Here is a 25,692-nt window from a genome sequence, read left to right as displayed (position 1 = left end):
TGCTGGCCCTTATGCTGCAAGGTCGATGGTTTGTCGGGATCTGGCGCTTTCGATCGCACCAAACACCATGGCAAGGCTCTTGATGTTGTCCCGCCCCACTGTTTCCGGCACGCCGCCGGTTTCGATGGCTGAGAGGAAATCGGCGATGACGCTGGCATGGCCGTGGGTTTCCTCCTCACGGGCGGGCGGCAGAACCTCGATCGGCGTCGCGCCGCGCAGCAGTCCGCTCTCGCTTCCCGCAACGGAGGCGCGGAAGGTGTCTTCTCCGTCCCAAGTCAGCATTCCATTCGAGCCGACGATGCGCCATTCGCTTTCCCAACTCGTGCGCTGGCCTTCCGCACACCAGGAGCCGCGATAGGTGAAAACCACGTCGTCGGTGAGCTGAAACACCGCATTGGCGCTGGCGCCATGGGCATACCAGGAGCCGGGTGGATTTGTTTCCAGGCAGTAGACGGAAAGCGGCGTCTTGCCGGAGACGAAACGGGCCGCATCGAAAGTGTGGATCGCCATGTCCAGAAGCAGGACATTGTCCATCTGCTCCCGGAAGCCGCCGAAATGCGGGGCAATGAAGAAATCGCAATGGATCGCGGTGATCGCGCCAATCGCGCCGCTTTCGACAAACCGCCGCATGCGTCGCACACCCGAAATAAACCGCCGGTTCTGCACGATGGAATGAATGCGCCCGGCAGCCTCTGCGGCGCGGATCAGGTCTTCCGCCTCTTCCATCGAGGTCGCCATGGGTTTTTCGCTCAACACATGGCATCCGCGGGAAAGTGCTGCCTTGACGACAGAATGGCGGGCGGGGGGAATGACGACGTCAAATACAATGTCCGCTCCGGTTTCGCTCAGCACCGCGGCGAGATCGGATCCGATAGAGACCGGCTGAAGCGAAAATTCGACGGCCAGCGCCTGCGCAACCGAGAGGTCGAGATCGACCAGACCCACGACGGTCAGCGCCTGCTTCAGCGCCGGCGTGGACTGAAGTGCGCGCAGCCATCCTTTGGCCATTGCTCCGCAGCCACACAAAACGACCTTGTATGTCACCAATTTCCTCCCATGCAATGTTTACGGCACGACACCTCCTGTGCATCCGTAAACGTTTACGGTACTATGAACGCATCGATTTTTTTGTCAATACTGCTTCCGAAAACGATTACGGTCTTATACCGAACCCTCAAGAGGCTCCCTGTGACAGGCATCCGCCAACTTGCCGATTATCTGGATATTTCCATTGGCACCGTGTCCCGCGCTCTCAATGGAAAGGCGGATGTCAATGCGGAAACCCGCAGGCGCGTGCTCGAGGCGGCGGAGAAGCTGGGTTATGTCCCTAACCAGTCGGGCCGCTCTCTGCGCAAGGGCTCGACCGGCGTCGTGGGTTTCATGATGCAGACCGGGCCGGAAATCAACAGCCAGGGAGACGCCTTCTTCATGAGCGTTTTCGACGGGGTGCAGACCGTGCTTAGCCGCCACAAGCTCGATCTCGTCGCCCTGCTCTGCTCTTCCAACGAAGATCCCTATGCCTATCTGCAACGCACCGTGGCGCGCGGCTTTGCCGATGCCATCATCCTCTCGGCCACTCGGCGCAACGATGCGCGGTTCGAGCTGCTGCACCGGCACAACATTCCGTTCATTTCGCTTGGCCGCAGCCTGACCGATGTCGGCCAACCCTGGATCGATCTGGACTTCGAAGGAATGGCGGAGGTCGCGATCGAGCGGCTGGTCAAGGCGGGCCACAGAGATATCGGGATCATCTGGCCCCATGGCGATCTCAACCTGGGTTACGTGTTCGCCGAGCGATGCCGCGAGGTGCTGGCAGAACATGGGCTTACCCTTAACGAGGATCATATCTTCCGGGCAAAACCGAGCGAAGCGGGGGGCTATGCAGTAGCCCATGAGATCGCCTCCAGATCTCCACGCCCGTCGGCGATCGTACTGGTCAATGAGATCCTGGTTACAGGGCTCTACAAGGGGTTCGAGGACGCTGGCGTTAAGCCGGGCAAGGACATTGCGATCATCGGTCGCTACAGTCCCCAGGCTCAGTACCTCTCTCCGGCCTTGACCTGCTTTACGTTGTCTCTTCGTGATCTGGGGATCAGCCTGGCCGAGCATCTGCTGTCAGTCATACCCGACTATCAGTCCCATTACGTTGGACAGACATCCCGCGTGATCTGGCCTATGACGTTGATCGAGGGCACAAGCGGCTGAACGGCCTCAGTCTGAGCCGCTGTCTCCCGCCATTACCGAACACCAAGTGCGTTCAGGCCAATTTCTGCCTACTCGTCGTCGGCAGATGCCAATGGCATCTTTTCGAGTTGAGAGAGCAGCGCCACCAGCTTCGGTGTCATCTCGCGGATTTCCACGATATGCGCTTCGCTTAGGCGGCCTAGCAGTTCCTCGGCCTTGTCCGTTAGCCGAACGGTCTGGCGCCGTCGGTCTTCCTGATCCACTTGTCGCGCTGCGAGCCCCCCATCCACAAGCCGGTTGATCAGTTCCGTCGCGGTATGAGGGGCGATGATGAGCCGTTCGGCGAGCATTCCGACCGTCATCGGCTTGCCGTTGCGATTGCCTTTTATCGCCAGAAGCGCCTGGTGCTGCTGGGGCGGCAATCCTTCTACCTGTGCGGCGGATGCACTGAAATCCATGAACTGCCGAAGCGCATAACGAAGGTCGGCGAGCGTTTCGTAGTCTACCTGCCTGAGCCTACTGAGCTTCTTCATCTGCTCTCCGTTTTCGTCAGCAGTAATCAAAGCATCCATGTCATGCGCTGCATCTTCTGGCGGTCCTGCAGGACCCGAAGCGCCTGCATCAATTCCGGCGCCATCTTCCGGATCTCGAATAGATGGGCACTTGCCAGTCGGTCAAGGGCATCCTCCGCCTTGGGCGTGAGACGAATGACGTGTTTGGCGCGCCCCACTGTTGACGGCCCTGCCTCGACATAACCTTCGTCGATCAGTTGCTGAATAAGGTCATCCACCAGTCTACCTGTCATGAAAAGACGCTCGGCCAGCATCCGCGCGGTCATCTGTCTGCCGCTCGGCAAGCCCTTAATCGCCAGCAGCGCCTGATGCTGCTGCGGCTTAAGACCAAGCTTGTCCGCCTCTTTCGCGCTGAACTGGCGGAACCGGCGGATGCTATAACGCAAGTCGGCGAGTGCTTCGTAGTCTCCCGCAGTGAGACGTTCCTGATGTTTCACGGCCATGCTGCTCCCGGATTTACGGCTTGATTTACATCGTATCACGATATATTCGACATGCTCAAGCCACGCCCGTTTCCGACCCGCCAAAGGAAAGCCATGTCGCAGCATCAACCCGGCAACCGACCGCACGACTTCACAGGAGGACTTTCGAGGCGCGAGGCAGGAGACTTCACCACCGACAAGCGCGTTCTCATCCTAGTCGGGATGTCGATTGTCGTGGGCACCGGCGGCGCGTTCGCGGCATGGTGTCTTGTGAGCCTGATTGCGCTGGTCACCAACATCGTCTGGTTCGGCCATATCGGTATAGAACCGGCCTCGCTCGCAGGCGTGCCGCGGTCCCCGTGGATCTTGCTGATTCCTCCCTTGGGAGGATTTGTCATCGGTCTGATGGCCCGCTTCGGATCAGAGAAGATCCGAGGTCACGGCATTCCCGAGGCGATCGAGGCGATCCTCATCGGTGGCAGCCGGATGTCGCCCAAGGTCGCGGTGCTGAAGCCGCTGTCGTCGGCGATTTCGATCGGCACGGGTGGCCCCTTCGGTGCGGAAGGCCCTATCATCATGACGGGCGGAGCAATCGGATCGTTGTTCGCGCAATTCTTCCATATGAGCGCCGCCGAGCGCAAGACGCTGCTGGTGGCGGGGGCAGCGGCTGGCATGACGGCTATCTTCGGTTCGCCGATCGCAGCAGTCATGCTCGCCGTCGAACTCCTTCTGTTTGAATGGAAACCTCGCAGCTTCATCCCCGTTGCCGTCGCAGCGTGCGTCTCGATATGCTGGCGGCCGATGTTGTTCGGCACGGGGCCGCTGTTCCCCACGCACTATGACATCGCTCTGCCATGGTGGGGCATTTTGGCCTGTGCCGCGATCGGCATCGTATCGGGTCTGCAATCCGGGCTGCTCACCACTCTGCTCTACAAGATCGAGGACCTCTTCGAAGAGCTTCCGATACACTGGATGTGGTGGCCGATGCTCGGCGGCATCGTGATTGGCGTCGGGGGGTTGATCGAACCTCGCGCCTTGGGCGTCGGCTACGACATTATCGACGGCCTGCTCAACAACAAGTTGCTCGCCTCGACCGTCCTGACCATCCTCGTGGTCAAGACCTGTATCTGGCTATTCGCGCTGTCTTCCGGGACCTCCGGCGGGGTCCTCGCCCCTCTCCTGATTTTCGGCGGCGCCCTTGGCTGGCTTGTCGGTCTGGTTATGCCGGGTCACGATCCTGGCTTCTGGGCCTTGCTGGGCATGGCGGCGATGATGGGCGGGACGATGCGCGCGCCGCTGACGGGCACGTTCTTCGCGGTCGAGATCACGGGGGATATAAACACCTTGGTGCCGCTTCTGGCAGCGACAGTGGTCGCCTATGCCGTGACGGTCCTGCTCCTGCGCCGTTCGATCCTGACCGAGAAGATTGCGCGACGGGGGCAACACATCACCCGCGAATACGGCATCGATCCGTTCGAATTCACAAGGGCCGGTGAGATCATGATCAAGGAGGTGGACACGCTGCCGGCGACAATGACGGTAAGGGACGCCTGTGACCTCTTTGCGTCTCCGCAAAAAACCCACCGCATTTACCCCGTGATCGACAGCGCCGGGCGCTTGGCGGGGGTTGTGTCCCGAGGCGACGTACTTGGCTGGCAGGGGAAAGCCGAACTGGCGGAGCAAACGCTTGCCGAACGGGTTTCGGACGCTTCGGTCCCGGTTTGCCATCCGGAAGACACGGTCGGTTTCGTCGCAGATGTAATGCTTTCAACCGATACCGGACGGGTTCCGATCGTCGATCCCGTCAGCGGAAAATTGTGCGGGCTCGTTGCGCGAAAAGATCTTCTGCGCCTGAGAAGTTTGCTGCGAACCTCGGAATTCGAACGACGGCCATATCTTTCGACGACGACGCGAAATCACGCGAGCATGGGCAAAGACGCCGGCGTTGGACAAGCCGCGCAACGAAAAGAAATTGATTGAACCGTTGGCCACTTCGGCCCGATCAATGCCGCGTTCGTGTACATGTCCGCTCGTGAATTTCTTGATATACATCGCCTCACGACATACATTCGATGGGTGAGGAGAACGCCATGTTTTAGCATCCTCCTCCTCCTCCCCGGCATCCATTGATGAGGAGCATAAGGTATGAGCGACCACAGGAATGTGCCCAGTGTTTTGCAACGAATGACTGAAGATGTTGAGGCCGGCTACGGCTCCACCGTCCTATCTTCGCCGACCGCAAAGATGGATTTCCTTCGTGCCCAACTTGCTCAGCGAGGTCTGGCTTCAGAACGCATGAGCTGGAGACTGCTTCTGCTCGAATGGCAATACGATCTCGCCGTTCTCTTCGGGAACCTCGGTGATTGGATAAGGTATATCGATCGGCGCTTCAATCGGACTGACGTATAGAAATCTTCGGCCTGATTTTCGAGCTTGCCATATCGATCTCAGCCCCGACGGAAACCGCGCGCGGATGCGGCGGATTTCGGCAATAGGCTGTTAAGCCTAAGGATATCGCGACACGCCTCTATAAGCTCTCCTTAATAGTCGATACGTATTGTAGGCCTGCGACAGATCAGCGGCGGAATGGTAGGCGATCTTCATTGGCGACAGCATTTCCCCTTCGGTTACACTCGTCTTCACTGCCCGCGGCTCCGGATGGAGATGCGGTTTCGATGGCAATTGCCCAAAACACCGCTCATCGACGGACGACAGTTCTTGTCATCGGCGCAGATGCAGTCAAGCTGGATCTCAGTCAGCTGCCGGTGGAAAACATTGAGATTCTCGGTTGTCTCCCCATGCGACACCCTGGAGAACCTACAAACAGTCGTGGAGGCGTCACACCCTCACCTTATCCTGCTCGACATCACATTTGCAGATTTGTGCGGCGTCCAGACCTGCCGCAGCCTGAAGCTTAGTTCGGGGACGTCTGAAATACCGGTGATCCTGGTCACTCCTGAGGGCGATATCGAAGGACGGATCGCCGGGTTTGAGGCGGGTGCGGTTGACTGTGTCTCAAGCATGATCGACAGCAGGGAACTTGGCGCGCGCGTGAATGCACAGCTGGCATCAAGCCGCGGCCGCAAGCAGATTCTTGGCCACGACCAACAGCTCCGCATCGCACTCGCCAGCATGAGCCAGGGGGTTTGCCTCTTCAACGCCGACGGCACGCTGGCGCTGTCCAACAGTCGCTACGCCGAGGTTTACGGCGTGGACCCAGCGATGATCCACCCTGGGCAGTCGCTCGAAGACATCCTAAAGCTGCGGAACGAAGTCGGCGCCGTCCCGACGATGTCCACGGAGGAATATCTCGCATGGGCGGAAGACACGAACGCCGCGGGGTCGTCGCAGGTCTGGGTAAAAGAACTTAGATCGGGCAAAGTCATCCGAGGCTGCCATCAGCGCACCGCCGACGGGGGATGGGTGTCGACGCATGAGGACGTTACCGAGGCGCGACTAGCCGAACAATCCCTTGCTCAGGCTCATGCCCAGGCCGAACACGCAGAGCAGGAGGCGCGGGCAGCGCATGCGCGCTTGCTGGCCGCCTTCGAAGTCGTCCCCGAAGGCTTGGCACTGTTCGATGAAGACGATCGATTTGTGATGTGGAATCGCCGCTACGAGCAACTTTACGCCGATAGCGGCGCCCCCCTCGTCAAAGGCATGGGTTTCGAGGACAGACTTCGCAGCGGGCTGCAGCGTGGCCAATATCCCGAGGCGATCGGCCGTGAGGAAGAATGGCTGACCGATCGGTTGGCCCGTCACGCAGAGCCGAAGAGTGCTCATGAGCAGCGCCTGCCGGGGAATCGCTGGGTGCGGATCGAGGAAAGACGCGTCTCGGGTGGCGGAAGCGTGGGGATTCGCGTCGACATCACCGATCTCAAGATGCGCGAGGCTTCCTTCCGGCTATTGTTCGAAGGAAACCCTTTGCCAATGTGGGTTCAAGACCGGGAGAGCCTCCAGTTTCTCGACGTCAACCAGGCGGCTCTTGATCATTACGGCTATGATCGTGACCTTTTTCTTTCCATGACACTCTTGGACATCCTTCCGCCGGAGGATTGGGAAAGAATGAGGGTCGCGGCCACCGCCGCAGAGCATGGCCGCGAAGCCAATCGGTCTCAGCGGCATCGGACCGCTCGCGGAGCCGAAATCGAGGTCTTTATCTACTCAAGCCAACTCGCCTTCGACAGTCGTCCGGCGTCGCTGATTGCCGCTGTCGACGTCACCGAGCGGAAACGGGCGGAACGGGCGCTGCTTCAGCACCGCGATGATCTCGAGGAAACAGTGCGCAGCAGAACCGCGGAAATCGCGCGCCAGGCTGCGGAACTCGAACGGATGCTTGATCAAGAACGGCAGGTCAACGAGTTGCAGCGGCAATTCGTTTCGATGGCGTCTCACGAATTCCGGACTCCGCTTTCGATCATCGACGGCGCGGCGCAGCGTCTCGTCCGCCGCAAGAACGCGGTCACACCGGAGTTTATCGGTGAGAAGACGGAGCAGATCCGCGGCGCAGTTTCGCGAATGCTTGAGTTGATGGAAAGCATTCTGGCGGTCGGGCGCTTGGATCACGGTTATATCGATATCGTTCGCAAGCCATGCGCACTGGGCGATATCATCAGGACCTGCAGTGCGCGGCAAGAGAGCATACGCAAATCGCACCGGTTCCTGCTCGATCTGGAGCAGCTTCCCTCGACTATTTATGGCGACGGTGCGGCGCTGGAGCAAGTGTTCACCAATCTCTTCTCAAACGCCGTGAAATACGCGCCGGACTCTCCGAACGTCCATGTCACGGGGTGGCAGCAAAACGACTGTGTCCAGATTACCGTTCGCGACGAAGGCATTGGCATCGATGCGGATGACTTGCCGAAGATGTTTGGACGTTATTTCCGAGCGAGAAGTTCGTCCGGCATCGCTGGCACGGGTATCGGCCTGAACCTGGTGAAGCAGGTGGTCCAGTTGCACGGCGGCGAAATTCACGTCGACAGCGTGAAGGGCGAAGGAACGGTGTTTACAGTCAATCTGCCGATCGCGCGGCCCGAGCAGATGGAGGTGGACATGGCCGGGACGATCGACCGGACAAACCTGCCGATCGAGGCCCAGGCGTAAAAGTAAAACTGGCGACCCGAGTCCGGTCGGCTCGCTAGCCCGTCTTGTCCCCAGTCATCTGCACCCTAGATCCGGCACATGGACGCCAAGCGAATTATAGGTTCTACCAAATCGGCAACAGCGTCTTCGCGGAAACCTCTGCCGAGGCTGAGTCCGGCCATAGTGGAACAGGTCGAGCGCCTCCTGGGCGGACGCACGCGGGATATCCGGCTCAATGGGGATCTGGCCCGGCTTTTTCGCGAACGTTCCTGGCCGCAGACTGCCAAGATCATCCGCGCGTGGATGATCTGGGTTATCGTGCTCGACGTCCTGACGTTGGGCCTCTACGCAATCCTGCTCCCGATCCAAACCGTGATGACGATGCTGTGGCCGGCATCCCTCCTTCCGCCCGCAGCTCTTGTCGCCGCGATGGTCTTCCTGCGACCGCATGCTTTGTGGCTGCAGGGAGTTATCATTCTCTCGGCGGTCTTTCTCATCCTCCTGTCCGTCGCTTTGGTAGGTGTTCACGCCGGTGGCGAGTTCTACGAACGCCATCTGACCATCATGCTTTTTGTGGCGGTCACCGCCATCATTATATTTCCCATTCCGCTTGGTTGGGCGATGGCGATCAGTGCTTTTGCCCTCGGTATCTATTTTGTTTTTCAACTGCACAATCCGAACATCCAGGTGGGAAGTGCTCTCGCCGGAACGCTGTTTTTCGCGAGCGGTGTCGTAGCAACCATCGTTGCCCGACGCACCGCAACGATCCTGGCTCACAAGACTTTCCTGCTCGAGTTACGAGATCGAAGTCGCCTCGCGGAATTAACCGACGCCAATTCCCAGCTCGAACTGCTGGCACGAACCGACCCGCTGACCGGCGTCGCCAACCGGCGTTCGATGATGGAGACGCTCCATCAGTTCTGGAATGCCGACCTTAAACAAACGAGCGGTGCGGCGATGCTGATGTGCGATGTCGACGACTTCAAACGCCTCAACGATAATCTCGGGCATGCCGAAGGCGATCGATGCCTTGTGAAAGTCGCCGGCATCATCCAAAGCAGTATGAGAGACGAGCGAGACCAGGTCGCCCGTTATGGAGGCGAAGAATTTCTCGTCTTCCTCCCGGGCGCCGACGAACAGGAGGCCAGGGTGATCGCCGAGAGAATCCGCAACAGAGTAGAAGCTGCGTCTCTTCCAAACCCCACCTCTCGCGTCGTTCCTTATGTCACCGTCAGCATTGGAGTGGCGATATTGATGCAAGATTGCGGGCTGGTGTCGGCGGAACATCTTCAGCGCCAGGCGGATGCGGCCCTCTACCTTGCCAAAAAGGCCGGCCGCAACTGCCTGGTGGTCCATTCTCCAGAGACCGGCCAGGCCTCCGATTGACCTGCCTGAAGGACGATTGGCGCCGCCCCGACGGCAGCCTGCGGTTCCGGATTTGGCTATGCCGGATCAAAGTCGATAACCGCGACTTCGTGATCCGCGATGGCCGGCACCTCGAAAACAAGCTCGGTGCCCTGCTTTATGGCCGGAACAGAGCGGCCGCTTACGGTCAGGCGGATGTTAGAGGATATTATTCTCGAGCTGATGCGCAGGCGGACCGTGATCGGACCAACGGGTAGAAGTTCGTCCTGTCGTCCCGGCATCTTGGCCATGATCAGGCGGTTGTTGAGATGCAGGATATAGCGACCTTGCTGCTCGTAAAGCGCCGGGCTTATGACACCGTGCCCACCTTCGAGCGACACCAGTTGCCGATCACGGAGAGCCCAACGAACAGCGTTGGCGATGATCGTCGCATGTTCCGGATGCTCGTCGCGGGCAAAACACCGGTCGAGATCGCCAACCAACCAGATCAGCTTGCTGCCGCTGGCCGGTTCGCGGAGCGTGATCATCGGCAGATCCGACCGGGGCTGGCGCATCCAGGAGGTTTCCGGCGGATAGATCGGGAATTCGGGAACGAAGGTCGCCAGGACCGCCACGTCATCATCGACGCCGACGACGGGAAGGAAGCCGCCGAACGGAATCGTGTCCGTTCCTTCCAGACCGCTCAACAGCGGATGACGTATTCCGACGGCAGCCGGTGCGGCGTTATCCATCGGGCCATAGAGGGCAGCCCGCAGTTCGGGGACAAGGCGGAGATAGGTATGTCTTGCGGCGACCTCGATATCCGGGTTGGCGAGCTCCTGCCCGCCCCGTGACCCGCTGCCACGGCGCACGCCAAAAAGATCCGCCAGTGCAAAATCTCGCCTCTGATCGCCTGAAACATCATAGAGGCTGGTTTCCGACGTGGCGATTACCGAGCCACCCGCTTGCGCGAATGCCTTTACGGCGTTCACCTGATCGTCTGACATCGCGCCGAGATTGGGCAGAATGAGGACGCCGACGCGGCCGATCGCACCAGCCACGTCATCAGCGTGGATCGGCAAATAGGTGATCCCGGCGCGATCGAGGGCACGGATCGCTCCCCTGTAGGGATTCATCGTGCGGTCGTTGGCTTTGTCCTGGCCGTGGAAGTCGTGGTTGTCCTGCGACCACACCACGCCCACGTCGGCCAGCGGCCTGCGATTGAGAAGAATATCCTCATTGGCTTCATGCCAGGAAAAGATCGGCTCTGCGCTTTTGTACTGGCGCCGGTCTTCGTGGAGTGAGCCGATATGGTGCCACCACGGCTGGATGCCCCCGGCAAAGCCGGCCGACGACCATAACCTCACCTCTGCCGCGGGCATGCTTGCGAGCCGGAAGGCCGGGCTTCCGAGCTGGTATTGCGGCATGCTTTCCGGAATGAGCTTCTCCCAACCGCCCACTTCATGCAGCCGCTTGCCCGCTTCCGTATTGTCGGCAAACCCATCCACGGGATTGCGGCGCTGGTGGTCGAGCATGACGATTTCGGTGCGCGCGAGAATGGCTTTCAGATCGATGAAGCGCGAACTGTTGTTCAGCACGTCGCCGCTGATCATGCCCATCCACCGGCAATGTTTGCCGCCGGCTTTCATCGTGACGGAGTTGTTGAGTTCCCAGATGTCGGTGCGGCGCTGATAGTTCCAGCGCACCCATCGCCGATAACGCTCGTCGGACCAGTCTTGAGCAGACGGCAGGTCGATGCCGGCATGGGCGCGGAACTGCTCTGCGCAATGCCGGCAATGGCAGATGTTCTTGCGCGGAATGCCGGCCCAGCTGTTGTCGGCAAAACCGTCCGGATTGCTGTGTTCGATAATCTCCCGCATGACCTGCGGCAGATATTCCCAGTAGTAGGGCGAATTGATGCAGGTGATGTATTTGTCCGCCTGACGATATGGCTTTCCGGTTGCGTCGACGCAGATCCAATCCGGATGAGCGCGGTAAAAGTCTTCCGCGACCCGGTTCGAATCCATGCGGGCTATCACCTTCAGCCCCGCTTCCCGTGCATCCTTGACGATTTCGCCGTAGAGGTCCCTTTCCCCAAGCGTGTGAGCGCGATGATGAAGCGGGAAAGCGGAAGGATAATAGGCAACAATGCCGCCGGCATTGACGATCACGCCTTGGATGCGCGTGTTTTTCCAGTGGGCCCGCCACCAGGCGCCATCGTAGCGATCCGGATCGATCTCGACCAGGTTGGTCTGTCCCCAACGTGTTGTGGTTCTGTACCAGGGTTCTTCAGCCATTAAATATCCTCCCTTGGCCTGCCGGCTTCCTCTGCGATCAACCTCTTGTCTGCCGATCCGCGCGGCGCCTCCTCGACGCGCTTGCTCAGATCATATTCGTCCACCCAGCAGGTCTTTCGCGCGGCAAGGGTTCAGCGATCGTCGCCTGCAGTACGCGTCTGTTGGGGAGCCGCAGCATCGTCATCCCGCACCGGTTGCGCCTTGCGATCGGTGCTGGCGCGCTTGACGATGTCGAACCCGACGTCAACGATGCGCTCATCGTCCGGCTCGCCGTCCAGCTGTCGGCGCAGGGCAACCACCGCGTCGTGTCCGACGGTCCAGCGATGTGTTCTGACACTCGACATGGCGGGCGACGCCGCCTCCATGAAATCCTCGTCGTTGAACCCGGCGATGCCGAAATCATTCGGAACCGACAAACCGCGGGCCTGGCACTCGAAGAGAGCGCCAAGCGCCAGCACGTCGTTGTTGCAGAAAACCGCATCCATACGGGGCTCCCTGTTCCAAAGCTCGCTAAGCAGTTCCCGACCCATTGCAGGTGTCGAATATTGATGCTTGTCCCAACTGCCCCGCAGCGCCAGCGCACCAAGATCACCGGCTGCGTTCGTCAATCGCGGATCGAATATCCCGGCCTCCTCGAGCGCTTCGACGTAACCCGACAGACGCCCCTTCGAACGGCTGTTCATCCAACCGCTGAGAAAACCGATACGGCGATATCCGACTTCGATGAGATGTTGGGTCATCGCCTTGGCGGCGTTGTGATGGGAAAATCCGATGATCTTGTTGACCGGATTGTCGGACAGATCCATGATTTGGATCACCGGGCAGTTGGCTTTTTCCAGCATCCGCCGGGAAGCGGCATTCTGGTCAATGCCCGAGACGATCAGGCCGGCCGGCTTGTGCCGGAGAAGTTCAGCCAGAAGTCGCTCCTCCTCGTCCAGATCGTAACGCGTGTTGCCGACCTGGATGTGCAGCCTCGTATGGCCTATCCCGTCATAGATGCCGCGCAGGACATCCGCGAAGATGTGCTGGGTCAGTGAGGGAACGAGAACGCCGACCACATCGCTGCGGGTGGATGCCAGGGCCCTCGCATTGAGATTGGGAACATAGCCAAGCTCGCGGACGGCGGTATCGATCTTTTCCCGAAGCATTTCGGACACCAGCGATGGATCACGCAGGGCCCGGGAGACCGTAATCGCTCCCACACCTGCCAGTGCGGCGACGTCGGCTATCGTGGGTCTACCGTCAGTCCGGCGTTTCGACATCTAAGGCTCCATCAAGTGAATGTCCGACGGCGTCGCATCTGCAGAGATGTTTGCCGCACGGCCATGTTTGCGATGGCCGGGATGTTATCCGCGTTGCCCGAGGTAATCCATTTGCCCTGCCGGACCTTTCGGCCTTTGTCTCCGCGCATGCTAAAAAATCGCTCTTCAGTGCTTGACGATCCGTCGATGGCAGCGCTACCATCGGATTGCATTGTTCGTCAACCGTCTTGTGCCGTGGAGGCGGAACAGGGTTCGGTACGCCCAGGGAGGGAGTGACATGGCAATATCTCGGCGCATGTTTATCGGCCGCACGGCTGCAACTATTGCTGGTGCAAGCATAGCGACCAGTTTGGGCGGATTTGCTTTCGCACAGGCATCAGACACGCTGCGGCTGGCCTTTGCCGCCCGCGGCGTACGCACCATAGATCCGGCACGTTCGATTCAGGGCGCCGACGAATGGGCCATCATTCATATCTTCGACAAACTGGTCGAAGTGCCGCTCGGGCATTTCCCGACCAGCGTCGCCGAGGTCCAGCCAAGCCTTGCGACCAGCTGGTCGGTGACACCGGACGCCAAGAGCTGGACATTCCAGCTTCGCCAGGGCGTGAAATTCCACAAGGGCTACGGCAACCTGACGTCAGACGATGTGAAATTCACGTTCGATCGCCTGCGCAACGACAAGGCACTGGGCGGCAACCGCGTCCTGTTCGACAATATCGCGGACGTCAAGGTGGACGGTCCGGCGACAGTGATCTTCACCCTCAACCAGCCGGACCCGCTGTTCATCATGGGCCCGCTCAGCCATTATTCGTCGAGCATCATTTCCCGCAAGGCGCTTGAGGAAAAGGGGGCGCCGGCCTTCGAAAAGGATCCGATCGGAACCGGGCCTTACCAGCTCGCCAGTGTCGAAAGCGATCCCTCACAGGGCGTGAAGCTGACCGTCAACAAGGACTATTTCGGAGACGCGCCGGCAACTCCCAATCTTCAGATCCGCTATATCGCCGATACCACGGCCCGGACGCTGGCCCTGTTGTCCGGCGACGTCCACATGATCGAAGGGGTGCGCGCGCCGGGCTGGGTGCCGTCGATCCAGCAGCGGAATGCCAAGCTGCATTTCGATGTGGCTTCACCGGGCAGCTTCTTCACAGTGTCCATGAACCTGACTGTCAAACCTTTCGACGATATCCGCGTTCGGCAGGCCATTGCCTATCTGATCAATCGCGACGAACTCGCGAGCGCCATGGCACCGGTCAGCCAGCGCACGTATGGCCTTAATCCGCCGTCGTTTCTCGGCGGGTTCACCGCCGATACCATACCGGCGGCCGTGCGCTACGACCACGATCCGAAAAAGGCCAAGCAACTGCTGGCCGAAGCAGGCTTTCCGAACGGGCTGTCTTTCAACGCCTATACCTCGCAGCGAGAAGACTATTCCTCGGTGATGCTGATCATCCAGGAACAGCTTCGCGCCGGCGGCGTGGAGATGAAGCTGGACATCAAGGACCACACGGCCTTCCATGCCGACCAGGCGAAGGGCACCAATACGATGTTCCAGCGCTCGGCAGCCTATCCTCCGGTCCCGACCCAGGCGATCATCGAGCAGCTGACGGCCGCCGCTGAGGTCAAGTCCGACGGCTCGGGCGGTCCGAACTTCAGCCACTACGGCGTTGCCATTCCCGGCATCGACGAGATGCTGAAGAAAGCGATGCAGGAGCCCAATCTCGAGAAGCGTGTGAAGCTGGTCCAGGAGATCGAGGTCAAGTTCCTGACCGACATGCCGCTCCTGCCGATCAGCGACAACGGTTATCTGGTCGTGCGCGCGGCCAATGTCGACCTCGGTTACGAACTCAAGTCGGGTTACGCCCACTGGCGTCTGACAAGAGCGAAAATCGGCTGATCGACGCCGCGTGACTTCCAAACGACGACGCCGGCCGGGAACCCTTCCCGGCTGGTCCGACCATGGCCAGTTCAAGACATTCGTTTGCCGGGACGGCGAAGGCCGCGGAGCGCAGGCAATCGCCGCCGCATGCAACGCCGAATGGTTTCATATTCTAAGGATGACGTTATGACTGCACCGACTTCGGTCACCATTGTTCTGCCAGATGCGGATGACGCCGCGTTTCATCCGGTCCGTTGGGCAGCGACCGAACTGCAGGCAGCCCTTGCCCGCCGCAATGTGCAGGCTCAAATCGCAAGCGTCGCACAATCGGGAACGAGCATCACCGTCTCCGGAGCCGGCCTCCCCGGGAGCCCCGACATGGCGGTCGACCTGCCGGAGACACCGGAGAGCTTCGTTCTTACCCGGCAAGGTGATCGCATCTCGGCCTGGGGCTCCGACATCCGCGGACTGGTCTTCGCTTTGACCGAACTCGCCGACCGTGTGCAGTTTGCGTCCGGAGTGGATCTCTTCGAGGGAACCTATCCCCTTGTCGAGCGGCCATCCGCCCGCGTGCGCAGCATGAGCCGGATGTTTTGCAGCGAACAGGAAGACAAGGTCTGGTTTTACGACCGCCAGCAGTGGCGCGATTATCTCTCGATGCTCGCGACAAATCGTTTCAACCGCTTCTCGCTCGCGCTCGGATTCGGATACAACTACCCTTATCACAACCCCTGGATCACCGACGTCTACTTCTATTTCCCCTATCCATATCTGCTCGACCTTCCAGGCCATGACGTGAAGGTGGTGGAACTGCCGGAGGACGAGCGCGAGCGGAACCTCGACATGCTCAAATTCATCGGCCGGGAAGCCGCCAGGCGCGGCCTTGAATTCCAGCTTGCGCTGTGGACCCAGCGATATGATTTCGATGACGTACCACGCGCCAACTATACCGTCCGCGGCGTCACCAAAGACAATCTCGCACCCTATTGCCGCGACGCGATCACCACGCTTCTGAAGGAAGTACCGGAAATCACCGGCCTTACTTTCCGGGTGCATGTGGAAGGTGGCATCGCCGAGGGCGAATACGGTTTTTGGGAGGACGCGTTCGCCGGCGTTGCGGCTGCCGGCCGGCCCGTCGAAATCGACATGCACGGCAAGGGTCTCGACCACAAGATGATCGGGATTGCCCGTGACAGCGGCATGCCGATCGCCGCCTCGCCAAAATATCTCGCGGAGCATATGGGACCGCCCTACCACCAATCGGCAATCCGCGAGAAGGAATACCCGCCGGAGGTTGCTCGCAGCGAACGGGAGCAACTGAGCGAGGGGTCGCGAAAATTCCTGCGTTACTCGTATGGCGATCTGCTGACGGTCGACAAGGACTATAAGGTCATCTACCGCATCTGGCCGGGCACGCAGCGCGTGCTCCTGTGGGGAGATCCCGAATTTGCAGCGGGTTACGGCCGCAGCTCGATGTTTGCCGGGTCGGACGGCGTGGAATGGTGCGAGCCGCTGGGCTTCAAGGGCCGCATGGGGACAGGCATTCCGGGCGGACGCTTCAACTACCAGAAACAGGGTTATGCCACGCGGTACGATTGGCAGAAATACGACTATCAGTATCGGGTCTGGGGCCGGTTGCTCTACAACCCCGATGCGCCGCGCGAAAGCTGGATGCGTTATCTCCAGCAGGTCTGCGGCGATGCCGCCGAGGAATGCGAAAAAGGCATGTCCTGGGCAAGCCGTGTTCTGCCGCTGGTCACTCTCGCGCATGGGCCATCCGCCTCGAACAACCACTACTGGCCGGAGGTCTACACCAACCTTGCGCTCGTCGAAGGCTCCGGTCGACGCGCCTATGGGTTCGACATGGAAGGTCCGGTTCGGTTCGGCAATGCACCGACATTCGATCCAACGCTGTTTGCCAATGCGCGTGAATATGCCGAATTGCTGCTCGCCGGAGAACCGTCGCATCGCTTTACGCCGCTGGATGTCGCCGATTGGCTGGACGAGATGGCAAATGGCTGCGAAAGCGAAGTCCTGAAGGCCAACAGCACATCCAGCTTCGGCAGGATTGCCGTCCAGAGAATGCTCGTCGATATCCGGATCTGCGCCGGACTGGCGCGGTTTTTTGCAGAACGCTTCCGGGCAGCATGCTGGGCTGAACTGTTCGTCGCCACCAAGGTCACGCCGTTGATGGACCGCGTTATCGACCATGCAAGACGTTCGCTGATGGCATGGGAAAAGATTGCCGATATCTCGCGCGATCTTTACGCCGATGACCTTACCTATGGTCCGCAATCATGGCTGCGTGGATCCTGGCATTCGAGGTTGCCGGAAATGCAGGCGGAAGTGGCCGATCTGGAGTCGCTCCGCGGCGGCGGTTGCTATGAGAGCGTTGAGGCGAGCCCGAAGGCCGCAGCGGCAATCGCCGCGCTGGAAGCACGTTTTCCGGTTCTGTCCCGCCCCTCCGGCGTGACCGGTGCGCCGACCTTCAAGCCGGGCGCCGATTTCGAAGTCCGGTTCGATGGAAAGGCGGAAGGTGAACCGACCCTGCACTACCGTCACATCAACCAGGCAGAACGGTGGAAGTCGCTTCCGATGAAGGACCAGGCCGGAGGTTTTGCCGCCACCGTGCCGGGCACCTACACGCAATCGCGATATCATCTGCAATATTTCGTCAGCTTTCGGCAAAATGGGCGCTCTTGTCTGTCGCCGGGATTGCAGCCGAACCTGTCCAACGAGCCTTATTTCACGTCGTTACAAAATTGAGGCTGGCTGTCGGCGGTTTGCTGCGTGAAAATAGCGTGTTCCGGAATGCGAGGAGGCAGGATCGGAACCGCGACCAGGGAGGAGGAACACACCATGGCGCGATATTTGCTGCTGAGACTGGCCGATGCCATTCCCACGGTTCTGCTTGTGCTGACGCTCGTCTTCATCGCCATGCGCATCTTGCCCGGCGACCCGGCGATCGCGGCCCTGGGGGACATGGCAACACCCGAACAGCTGGAAATCTTCCGCGAGCGGATGGGGCTCAACGCCCCGCTGTGGATGCAATATTTCAGCTTCCTGTGGGGGATGCTGACGCTCGACTTCGGCACGTCGTTGATGAACAACCAGTCGGTGCTCAGGCTGATTGCCTATAACCTGCCCTACACGATCGAGCTGACGATCGTCGCCATGATCATGGGGGTCGGCGTCGGGATTCCACTCGGCGTGCTGGCCGCGACACACAGGAACAAGGCACCGGACGCCGCCGTTCGCGGTTTCTCGCTACTGGGCTATGCCGTGCCGGACTTTTACCTCGGCGCCCTGCTGCTGATCACCTTTTCACTGAACATGGGGTTATTTCCGATCAATGGCGGCGGCGAAGGTTTTGTCGACCGCATGCATCACGTCTTCCTGCCGGCCTTAACGCTCGCCATGGTCAAGGCCGCGTTCATCGGACGACTGACGCGAACCTCCCTGCTGGAGGTGTTCGGCAAGGACTATATTCGCACCGCACGTGCCAAGGGCGCACGGGAACGTCGGGTCATCTACCGGCACGGCCTGCGCAATGCGATGCTTCCGCTCACCACAGGTATCGGCCTCAGCATGCTTGCGACCCTGTCCGGGTCGGTCGCGATCGAACTGGTTTTCAACCGGCCGGGGATCGGCAAGCTGCTCATCAGCGCTATTGCTGAACGTGACTACGCGGTCATCCAGGGCGGTGTTGTGATTTTCGCGCTGTTTGTCGTGCTCATCAACCTCCTGATGGATCTCGTTTACATCGTCGTCGATCCCAGAATCCGGGTGCAGTAAATGGTCGTCACCACCGAAAACTCCCAGCTCTCCTCACCCTTGCTTGCCCCGGAACCGAAGCCGCTCAGCCAGATCGGCTATACGTTGTTCTCGCGCCCCTCGACCATCATAGCGTTCATGGTCGTGCTGATCTTTATTGTAGTGGCGATCTTCGCGCCGCTCCTCGCGCCATATGATCCGCTTGCCCAGAGTATCCTCAAGATCAACCGGCTCCCCTCTGCCAGCAACTGGCTCGGCACCGACCAGTTCGGACGCGACGTGCTCTCGAGAATGATCCACGGCTCCCGCAATTCGTTGATTTTCGGCCTGATTTCTCCGGTACTGGCGGCGATCTGCGGGACTGTCCTCGGCGTCGTCGCAGGGTATTTCGGCGGCATTATCGATCGGGTGATCTCGCGCCTGATCGACCTGCTGCTGGCTTTTCCCGAACTGCTGCTCGCCATCATGATTGCGGCGGTGCTGGGTGGCGGCTTCTGGAACGTCATAGCAGTCATCACCGTCGCCTTCATTCCCGGCTTCGCCCGCGTGGCGCGCGCTTCGACGCTCGCGGTCAAGCAGGAGCCCTATATCGAGGCGGCCACGGCGATCGGCCTGCGCACACCGGTCATCATCTTCCGTCACGTCATTCCCAATATCGCAGCACCGATCGTGGTCCTGATGACGCTCTGGGTCGCCTCCGCGATCCGCCTTGAGGCGTCGCTGAGCTTCCTTGGCATCGGCACCCAACCGCCGAACCCGAGTTGGGGCAATATTATCCGCGACGGCCTCAACAATCTCTTCGGTTCGCCATGGCCGATTATCGGCGCCGGCTTCGCTATCACCTGCGTCGTCCTCTCGTTCAACCTTCTGGGCGACGTTGTGCGAGACGTGCTCGATCCGGAGATCTCCGAATGACGGTGCCCCTCCTGAAGGTCGACAATCTTGCCGTCGAATTCGGCCCGAAGGCCAACCCGATCCGGGTGGTCGATGGCGTGAGTTTCGAAATCCCACCCGGAGGGGCGGTCGGAATCGTCGGGGAATCCGGATCCGGCAAGTCGATCACCTCGCTCTCCATCCTGCGGCTGATCTCCGAACCGCCGGGACGCATCGTGCAAGGCCGTATCGAATTCAACGGGGTCAACCTGCTCGACCTCCCGCGCTCGAAAATGCCCGAAATCCGCGGTCGGGACATCGCGATGATCTTCCAGGAGCCGATGAGTTCGCTGAACCCGGTCATGAAGATCGGCGACCAGATCGGCGAGGCGGTCATGCTCCACGAAGCAATGACCAGCGAGCAAAGGCGCGCGCGTGTCATCGAAATGCTGGGACTGGTCGGCATACCGGATCCGGCCGGGCGCGTGGATTCCTATCCGCATCAGTTCTCCGGCGGAATGCGTCAACGCGTGATGATCGCCATGGCATTGGCGTGCAATCCGAAACTACTGATCGCCGACGAACCGACGACGGCGCTCGACGTAACCATCCAGGCACAGGTTCTCGACCTGATGCACAAGCTGCGTCGCACGCTGAACACCGCGGTGCTGCTGATTTCGCACGATCTCGGCGTTATTGCGGATGTCTGCGAGCGGGTGGTGGTGATGTATGCCGGCAGGGTTGTCGAGGAAGCGGATGTCCTTTCGATTTTCCGCACGCCCAGTCACCCCTATACGCGGGGATTGTTGCAATCGATCCCGCGGCTCGACGACGACCGCGATCGTCTCTACCAGATCCCGGGATCGGTGCCGCTGGCCGGATCGATCAAGACAGGCTGTCCTTTCTACGAGCGATGTTCCTTGCGCATTGAAAAATGCGCCAGGGAAATGCCGCCGATGTTCTCCTTCGGACCGGACCAACGGGCGGCATGCTGGGTGACCGCCGGACAGGCGGATGCAAAAAAGGAGGAGGCATCCCTGCAATGACCGATCCCATCCTTCGCGTCGAAGACCTCGGCAAGACGTTCGGTTCCGGCCTCGGCTTCAGCCTCGGGAAGCGGTCCGACGAGGTGCGTGCCGTCGACGGCTGTTCCTTCTCGGTCAATCACAGCGAAACGCTGGCGCTTGTCGGCGAATCCGGTTGCGGGAAATCCACCCTCGGCCGCCTTCTGCTGCGGCTGATCGATCCCACAGCCGGCAGGGTCCATTTCGACAATACCGAGCTGACCGGGCTGGCGCCTGCACAGATGCGCGACATGCGCCGCCACCTGCAGATGATCTTTCAGGACCCTTACGGCTCGCTCAGCCCCCGTCGCACGGTGGCCCAGATCATTGCCGAGCCGCTGGATGTGTTTGGCCTGGTCAGGTCCCGGCGCGACCGGCGGGAACGCGTTGCAGACCTGATGAACCAGGTGGGGCTTTCCCCGAGCTTCATGGACCGCAACCCGCGGCAGTTTTCCGGCGGCCAGCGCCAGCGCATCGGCATCGCGCGCGCCATCGCGGTCGATCCGAAATTCATTGTGGCCGACGAACCCGTCTCCGCTCTGGATGTCTCCGTCCAGGCGCAGATCATCAACCTGATGCAGGACCTTCAAAGGAAGAAGAACTTCTCCTTCCTGTTCATCGCCCATGACCTTGCTGTCGTTCGCCACATCGCCGATCGCGTAGCGGTCATGTATCTTGGCCGGATCGTCGAGATCGGACCGAAGAAACAGATCTACGGGATGCCGCAGCATCCCTATACGCAGGCGCTGTTATCGGCAGCGCCTGAACCGGATCCCGAACGCAAGGGCAAGCGCATCATTCTGGAAGGCGACGTCCCGAGCCCCAAACGCGTGCCACCGGGCTGCAGTTTCCATACCCGATGCCCGATCCGGCAGGAGATCTGCAGCATCGAGCGACCGCCACTGCGCGAAGTCGCACCGGGCCAATTGGCGGCCTGTCATTTCGCAAAGCCGTTTCCCATCCCGCTCACCAGGCCGTCTCCGGCCATCCCGGGCTGACGGCGCGTCACGGCAAGCCTCAGGATTGCCGTCATGTTCCGAGCAGCAAAAAGCCATCCCCCGCAAGTGCGACGCGCTTGCGGGGGATGGCGGATTTGGAACCCGATCGACGAGGTCAGGCGGTCTTGGTGGCGCGATGGAAACGCCAGCGGGCGTAACCGCTCTTGACCGGATAGCCGAGGTTGACGCGCTTGTTGCGAGCCACGGTGAAGGAAAGGCTCGATAGCGCGATCAGCGGCAGATCTCGCAGGACCTGCAGCTCGATCTTCTTGCAGAGTTCGAGATAGGTGTTGTAGTCGGTCGCCTGCAGGGCCTGGCTCAGCAGATCATCGATACCCGGCATCACCACACCGTAGTGGCTATAGGCACCGCCGCCCTTGCCATCCGGCTTGGCTTCCGATTTCGACGAAAGCTGCTGGAAATAGAGCTGAGTCGGGATCGGCGGATAACTGGACGAGTGCATCGCAAGCGTATTCTTGTCGCTGCGATTGTCGGCGTGATAGGCGGTATGATCGCCGATCTTCAGGTTCATGCGCATGCCAACACCGCGCAGCTGTTCCTGCACGATCAGCATCGTCGACGCATAGTCTTCGCGCTGGCTGCAATTGCTGTCGAAATCGAAGCCGTTGGGGAAGCCCGCTTCCGCCAGCAGCGCCTTCGCCTTTGCCGGATCGGGCTTGTACTGCAATTCCGGCGGCAGGTCCTCCGTCTTGAAACCGGCCGGGAAAAAGTCCGGCTGCAGACCGGCCATGAACCCGCCCATCGGCTTCAGCGCGTCGGCGACAGCGTGACGGTCGATCGCATACATCAACGCCTGGCGGACCTTGATGTTGTCGAAAGGCTTGCGTTTCAGGTTGATGTGGAGCGTGTTGAACGACCCCGGCTGCGTCATGTCGAATTGCAGGGTCGGGTCACGCTGAAGCATGGAATCCACCCAGCCAGGCGCGCGGACGGCCTCGATCATGTCGACATTGCCGGAGAGAAGCGCCAGTGTCCGGGCAGTGGTATCGGCAATGAAAACACATTCGACGCCGGTGATCTTCGCCTTGGTTCCCCAATAGCCCTCGTGGCGCTTCATGGCTTCGCCCCACTCGCTGTCAAAACGGGTGAGTTCATAGGGACCGGTTCCCACCGCATCCGTCATGAATTTCTCGGCACCGATCTTGTCGAAGGCTTTCTTCGAAACGATCGATGTATTGTTGGAAAAGATCGTCGTACCCAGCAGGTTCACGTCCGGCGTCTTCAGGACGACGTCGACCTCGTACGGCCCCTTGGCGACCACATCCGCGACATTCGACATGATGGTCTTATTGGTACCATCGGCCATAGCGCGCTTGTAGGAAAAGACAACATCCTCCGACGTCATCTCACCGTAACCCTTGTGGAACTGCACGCCCTGACGCAGCTTGAAGGTCCAGGTCTTGGCGTCCGACGACGATTTCCATTCGGTCGCGAGCGTCGGCACGTACTTGTCGGGCGTCGTGGCGAAATCGCCATCTTCCGGCCGGACGAGTTGTTCGTACATCTGCTCCGTCGCCCAGTTGTCGGAACCCTGTGTGGTGAAGTTGGGGTCGCTGGTGCGGGGGCCGCCCGCAGCAATGCCGATGCGAATGACATCGGTGCTCTTCTGGGCATTGGCGGTGCTGGGGATACCCGTCGCGCTCAGCGCCGTGGCGGCTGCCGCCAGTTCAAGAAATTCTCTTCTGTTCAAGCTCATTATCTCCTCCCAAAGACAAGCTTCGCTTTTCAGCTTCGCCGTTTGTCCAATTCGGCGTCGTGGATCACCAGACCGAGACCCGGACCGCTCGGAACTTCGAATTTTCCATTTGACGGTTTTGGCGGATTGGCAAACGCGCCATGCATGCGCGTCGACGGATCGGCGAATTCCGCCGGCTTCGTCAGATGCATGATGGTTGCCAGAACGTGCAGGTTGGCAGCGTGTGCGATGGTCGGCTGGGTCTGATGCGGCACCAGTTCGACGCCGTATGCGTAGCAGATCGCAGCACATTGCATCAGCCCGGTGATGCCGCCCATCTTGATGATGTCCGGCTGCACCATGCGGACACCGGCATTGATGATGTCGATCAGTGCCTGGGTGGTGTAGGTCTGCTCCGCCGCCGACACGGTGATGTCCAGACGCTGCGCGACCTCTCCCATCGCGCGCACGTTATAGTGTTGGACCGGTTCCTCGAACCAGAGGTAACCGAGCTCCTCCAAAGCCCGGCCCACCCGGATCGCTCCACCGACCGAATATTGATTGTTGGCGTCGAAGGCGAGCGGGAAATCGTCGCCGACCAGCTTGCGCACTGCCTTGGCCTTGGCGATATCGCCCGGAATGTCATAGTCCTGCCGAGTGCGGTCGCCGTCCCAGCGGATCTTGATGGCAGCGGGCGTCTCGGATTTCCAGCGCGCCTCGACCGCCTTCACGGTCTCGTCGACGGTGCGTCCGGCATTTCCCCCGATCGAGGCATAGAACGGTATTTCCGTGCGCCAACCACCGCCGAGCAGCTTGAAGACCGGCTGGCCGAAATATTTGCCCTTGATGTCCCAGAGCGCAATATCGAGAGCCGCGAGCGCACCGGTGACGGCCCCTTCCGGGCCAAGCTTCACATATTTATGCAGCAGCTTGTCGTAGAGGACCGCATGGTCCAGAGCGTCAACGCCAACCAGCGAAGACGCAAAATCACGAACCACCCCGAGCGAGTGCTCGCCACCCATCATCGGCGAGGCCTCTCCATGCCCGACAATGCCGTCGGTGGTCGTCACGCGGACGATGGCGCTACGGCGACCCGGCGGCTCGTTCGGTTCCCAGCTAACCTGGAAAGCCTCGATGGATTTGATCGTCGTCGCCGTCGCCACTGCGCACCTCATTAAAACGAAATCACCCGGTCGAAGCCGGTCCCAAAATCTCGATAGGAGCCATGTCCGTCCATAATGGCCGTTAGCCCGATGCCGACATGCAGTTCGCTGACATCGTACGCCCCTCCCCGGCCGCATCGATCATGTGACCGACTTGATGCCGTCACCCTCTTCCGTCGTTGCAGCATTGCGCAGTTTGCATCCGTATGCAAGCGCTGCTTTCCGAAAAATATGGTTGAGGCAGTCATGGGCCGGGAGTGTCATAGGCATAGATCTGGGTGCGCCGAAAGCGCGCGACGAGAAGCCCATCCGCCAGCAGGAATTCCTCGGTCCCAAGATAATGCTTGCCCTTGCGCTGATAGACCTGGGCGACCTGCCCTACCGTTGCAAGCCGCTGGCCGGGCCTGACCTGCGCAAAGTGCTGGGTCTCGATCTCCGTCAAGACGACCGGCGAGGGAAACCGGAAACTATTATGCGCATCTCCCATCGCAAGACGCATGGCGCAGCCGGAGTGGACGATGCCCTCACGCTTGTAGAAAGGTTCGCCCTCTCCGAAAGCGCGCAGAGATGCCTCGAAATCACCCTGGGTCAGCACCCGGTTGGCCGTGGTCAGTGACATGCCCGGACGGAGGCTTCCCACGTCGCCTTTCGAGGGAACCGCCGGTCTCGGAATGGGCGCAAACGCCGATATATCGGGCACGACCGGAGCCTCGTCAGGCAGGCCGACCCAGCCGCTGGCCACCTCTTCGCCCTCCTCGTTGGTCACCAAAACCTGCGCACGGCGCATGGCTGCGTCGCCCTCCAGGATTCCGGCACGGATGAGGAGACGATCGCCGTTATAGACGGGCCGGCGAAAGCGTGCACCCATGCCGCCGCGTCTCGTCCAAGCCTCTCCCCAGGCCTGCAGTGCAACGCGACTTATGTGACCGTAAACGAAAGCCCCCGGAATGAGCGCAGCCTTGTAACCCCGCGTCCGGGCGACGGCATCATCGTGGATCGTGCCGATATAACGCGGGTCGTTGTCGAGCTTGATATCGACAGTCAGATCTCTGGGGAAAACTGGGGGCATATCGTCCTGATCCATC

At 60.3% G+C, this 25,692-nt stretch carries 18 protein-coding genes; 10 read left to right on the top strand and 8 right to left on the bottom strand.

Translation table 11 applies throughout. The features are described 5' to 3' along the window. Window positions 1-9: 9 nt before the first annotated feature. Window positions 10-1,044, bottom strand: coding sequence for a Gfo/Idh/MocA family protein (locus tag ACZ9IU_RS25020; protein ID WP_040125395.1), 1,035 nt, complete (start codon window positions 1,042-1,044; stop codon window positions 10-12). Between the two features lie 144 nt (window positions 1,045-1,188). Between ACZ9IU_RS25020 and ACZ9IU_RS25015 the strand changes: the two genes are divergently transcribed. Beyond that, the gene (locus ACZ9IU_RS25015; RefSeq protein ID WP_040125397.1) at window positions 1,189-2,205 is read left to right on the top strand and encodes a LacI family DNA-binding transcriptional regulator; all 1,017 of its coding nucleotides are present in this window, start codon (window positions 1,189-1,191) and stop codon (window positions 2,203-2,205) included. A gap of 68 nt (window positions 2,206-2,273) precedes the next feature. Here ACZ9IU_RS25015 and ACZ9IU_RS25010 read toward each other — a convergent pair whose 3' ends face one another. Together ACZ9IU_RS25010 and ACZ9IU_RS25005 are read right to left on the bottom strand one after the other, a co-directional pair. Continuing rightward, a complete protein-coding gene (locus tag ACZ9IU_RS25010) occupies window positions 2,274-2,717 on the bottom strand; it encodes a MarR family winged helix-turn-helix transcriptional regulator (RefSeq protein ID WP_040125877.1) in 444 nt (147 codons plus the stop codon). 26 nt (window positions 2,718-2,743) lie between these two features. Beyond that, complete coding sequence (locus tag ACZ9IU_RS25005; RefSeq protein WP_040125399.1) at window positions 2,744-3,199, bottom strand: MarR family winged helix-turn-helix transcriptional regulator; 456 nt, start codon at window positions 3,197-3,199, stop codon at window positions 2,744-2,746. A gap of 93 nt (window positions 3,200-3,292) precedes the next feature. Here ACZ9IU_RS25005 and ACZ9IU_RS25000 point away from each other — a divergent pair, with 93 nt between their 5' ends. The 3 genes from ACZ9IU_RS25000 (at window position 3,293) to ACZ9IU_RS24990 (ending at window position 9,646) form a co-directional block, all read left to right on the top strand. Further along, window positions 3,293-5,158, top strand: coding sequence for a chloride channel protein (locus ACZ9IU_RS25000; protein WP_051900596.1), 1,866 nt, complete (start codon window positions 3,293-3,295; stop codon window positions 5,156-5,158). 678 nt (window positions 5,159-5,836) lie between these two features. Continuing rightward, the gene (locus tag ACZ9IU_RS24995) at window positions 5,837-8,281 is read left to right on the top strand and encodes a PAS-domain containing protein (RefSeq protein ID WP_498957806.1); all 2,445 of its coding nucleotides are present in this window, start codon (window positions 5,837-5,839) and stop codon (window positions 8,279-8,281) included. Between the two features lie 147 nt (window positions 8,282-8,428). Beyond that, entirely contained in the window at window positions 8,429-9,646 is a 1,218-nt protein-coding gene (locus ACZ9IU_RS24990) for a GGDEF domain-containing protein (protein ID WP_040125881.1), read from the top strand. A 56-nt stretch (window positions 9,647-9,702) separates the two neighbouring features. Here the strand turns inward: ACZ9IU_RS24990 and ACZ9IU_RS24985 are convergent, their stop codons facing one another. Beyond that, entirely contained in the window at window positions 9,703-11,901 is a 2,199-nt protein-coding gene (locus tag ACZ9IU_RS24985) for an alpha-amylase family protein (RefSeq protein WP_051900604.1), read from the bottom strand. A gap of 131 nt (window positions 11,902-12,032) precedes the next feature. Continuing rightward, window positions 12,033-13,163 (bottom strand): LacI family DNA-binding transcriptional regulator, encoded by a 1,131-nt coding sequence (locus ACZ9IU_RS24980; RefSeq protein WP_080719375.1) that lies wholly within the window; start codon window positions 13,161-13,163, stop codon window positions 12,033-12,035. Between the two features lie 277 nt (window positions 13,164-13,440). On the opposite strand from ACZ9IU_RS24980, the gene ACZ9IU_RS24975 reads away from it, so the two are divergent. The 6 genes from ACZ9IU_RS24975 (at window position 13,441) to ACZ9IU_RS24950 (ending at window position 21,748) form a co-directional block, all read left to right on the top strand. After that, window positions 13,441-15,057, top strand: a complete 1,617-nt coding sequence (locus ACZ9IU_RS24975; RefSeq protein ID WP_040125403.1) for an ABC transporter substrate-binding protein — start codon at window positions 13,441-13,443, stop codon at window positions 15,055-15,057. A 168-nt stretch (window positions 15,058-15,225) separates the two neighbouring features. After that, window positions 15,226-17,805, top strand: a complete 2,580-nt coding sequence (locus ACZ9IU_RS24970) for a hypothetical protein (protein ID WP_051900607.1) — start codon at window positions 15,226-15,228, stop codon at window positions 17,803-17,805. A 93-nt stretch (window positions 17,806-17,898) separates the two neighbouring features. Continuing rightward, entirely contained in the window at window positions 17,899-18,834 is a 936-nt protein-coding gene (locus ACZ9IU_RS24965; protein ID WP_040125405.1) for an ABC transporter permease, read from the top strand. Next, window positions 18,835-19,728, top strand: a complete 894-nt coding sequence (locus ACZ9IU_RS24960) for an ABC transporter permease (RefSeq protein ID WP_040125407.1) — start codon at window positions 18,835-18,837, stop codon at window positions 19,726-19,728. Further along, a complete protein-coding gene (locus ACZ9IU_RS24955) occupies window positions 19,725-20,732 on the top strand; it encodes an ABC transporter ATP-binding protein (RefSeq protein WP_040125409.1) in 1,008 nt (335 codons plus the stop codon). Before ACZ9IU_RS24960 ends, ACZ9IU_RS24955 begins: the two co-directional genes overlap by 4 nt. After that, complete coding sequence (locus ACZ9IU_RS24950; protein ID WP_040125411.1) at window positions 20,729-21,748, top strand: ABC transporter ATP-binding protein; 1,020 nt, start codon at window positions 20,729-20,731, stop codon at window positions 21,746-21,748. The genes ACZ9IU_RS24955 and ACZ9IU_RS24950 overlap by 4 nt, the downstream gene beginning before the upstream one ends. 115 nt (window positions 21,749-21,863) lie before the next feature. On the opposite strand, the gene ACZ9IU_RS24945 is transcribed toward ACZ9IU_RS24950, so the two are convergent. The 3 genes from ACZ9IU_RS24945 to ACZ9IU_RS24935 form a co-directional block, all read right to left on the bottom strand. Then, the gene (locus ACZ9IU_RS24945; RefSeq protein WP_157885333.1) at window positions 21,864-23,459 is read right to left on the bottom strand and encodes an ABC transporter substrate-binding protein; all 1,596 of its coding nucleotides are present in this window, start codon (window positions 23,457-23,459) and stop codon (window positions 21,864-21,866) included. 35 nt (window positions 23,460-23,494) lie between these two features. Next, entirely contained in the window at window positions 23,495-24,607 is a 1,113-nt protein-coding gene (locus tag ACZ9IU_RS24940; RefSeq protein WP_040125415.1) for a mandelate racemase/muconate lactonizing enzyme family protein, read from the bottom strand. 244 nt (window positions 24,608-24,851) lie between these two features. Next, window positions 24,852-25,691 (bottom strand): hotdog family protein, encoded by an 840-nt coding sequence (locus tag ACZ9IU_RS24935; RefSeq protein ID WP_040125417.1) that lies wholly within the window; start codon window positions 25,689-25,691, stop codon window positions 24,852-24,854. Between the last annotated feature and the right edge of the window lies 1 nt (window position 25,692).

The sequence above is a fragment of the Mesorhizobium sp. USDA 4132 genome (assembly GCF_056279545.1).
This window is presented reverse-complemented; position numbering and strand designations above follow the sequence as displayed.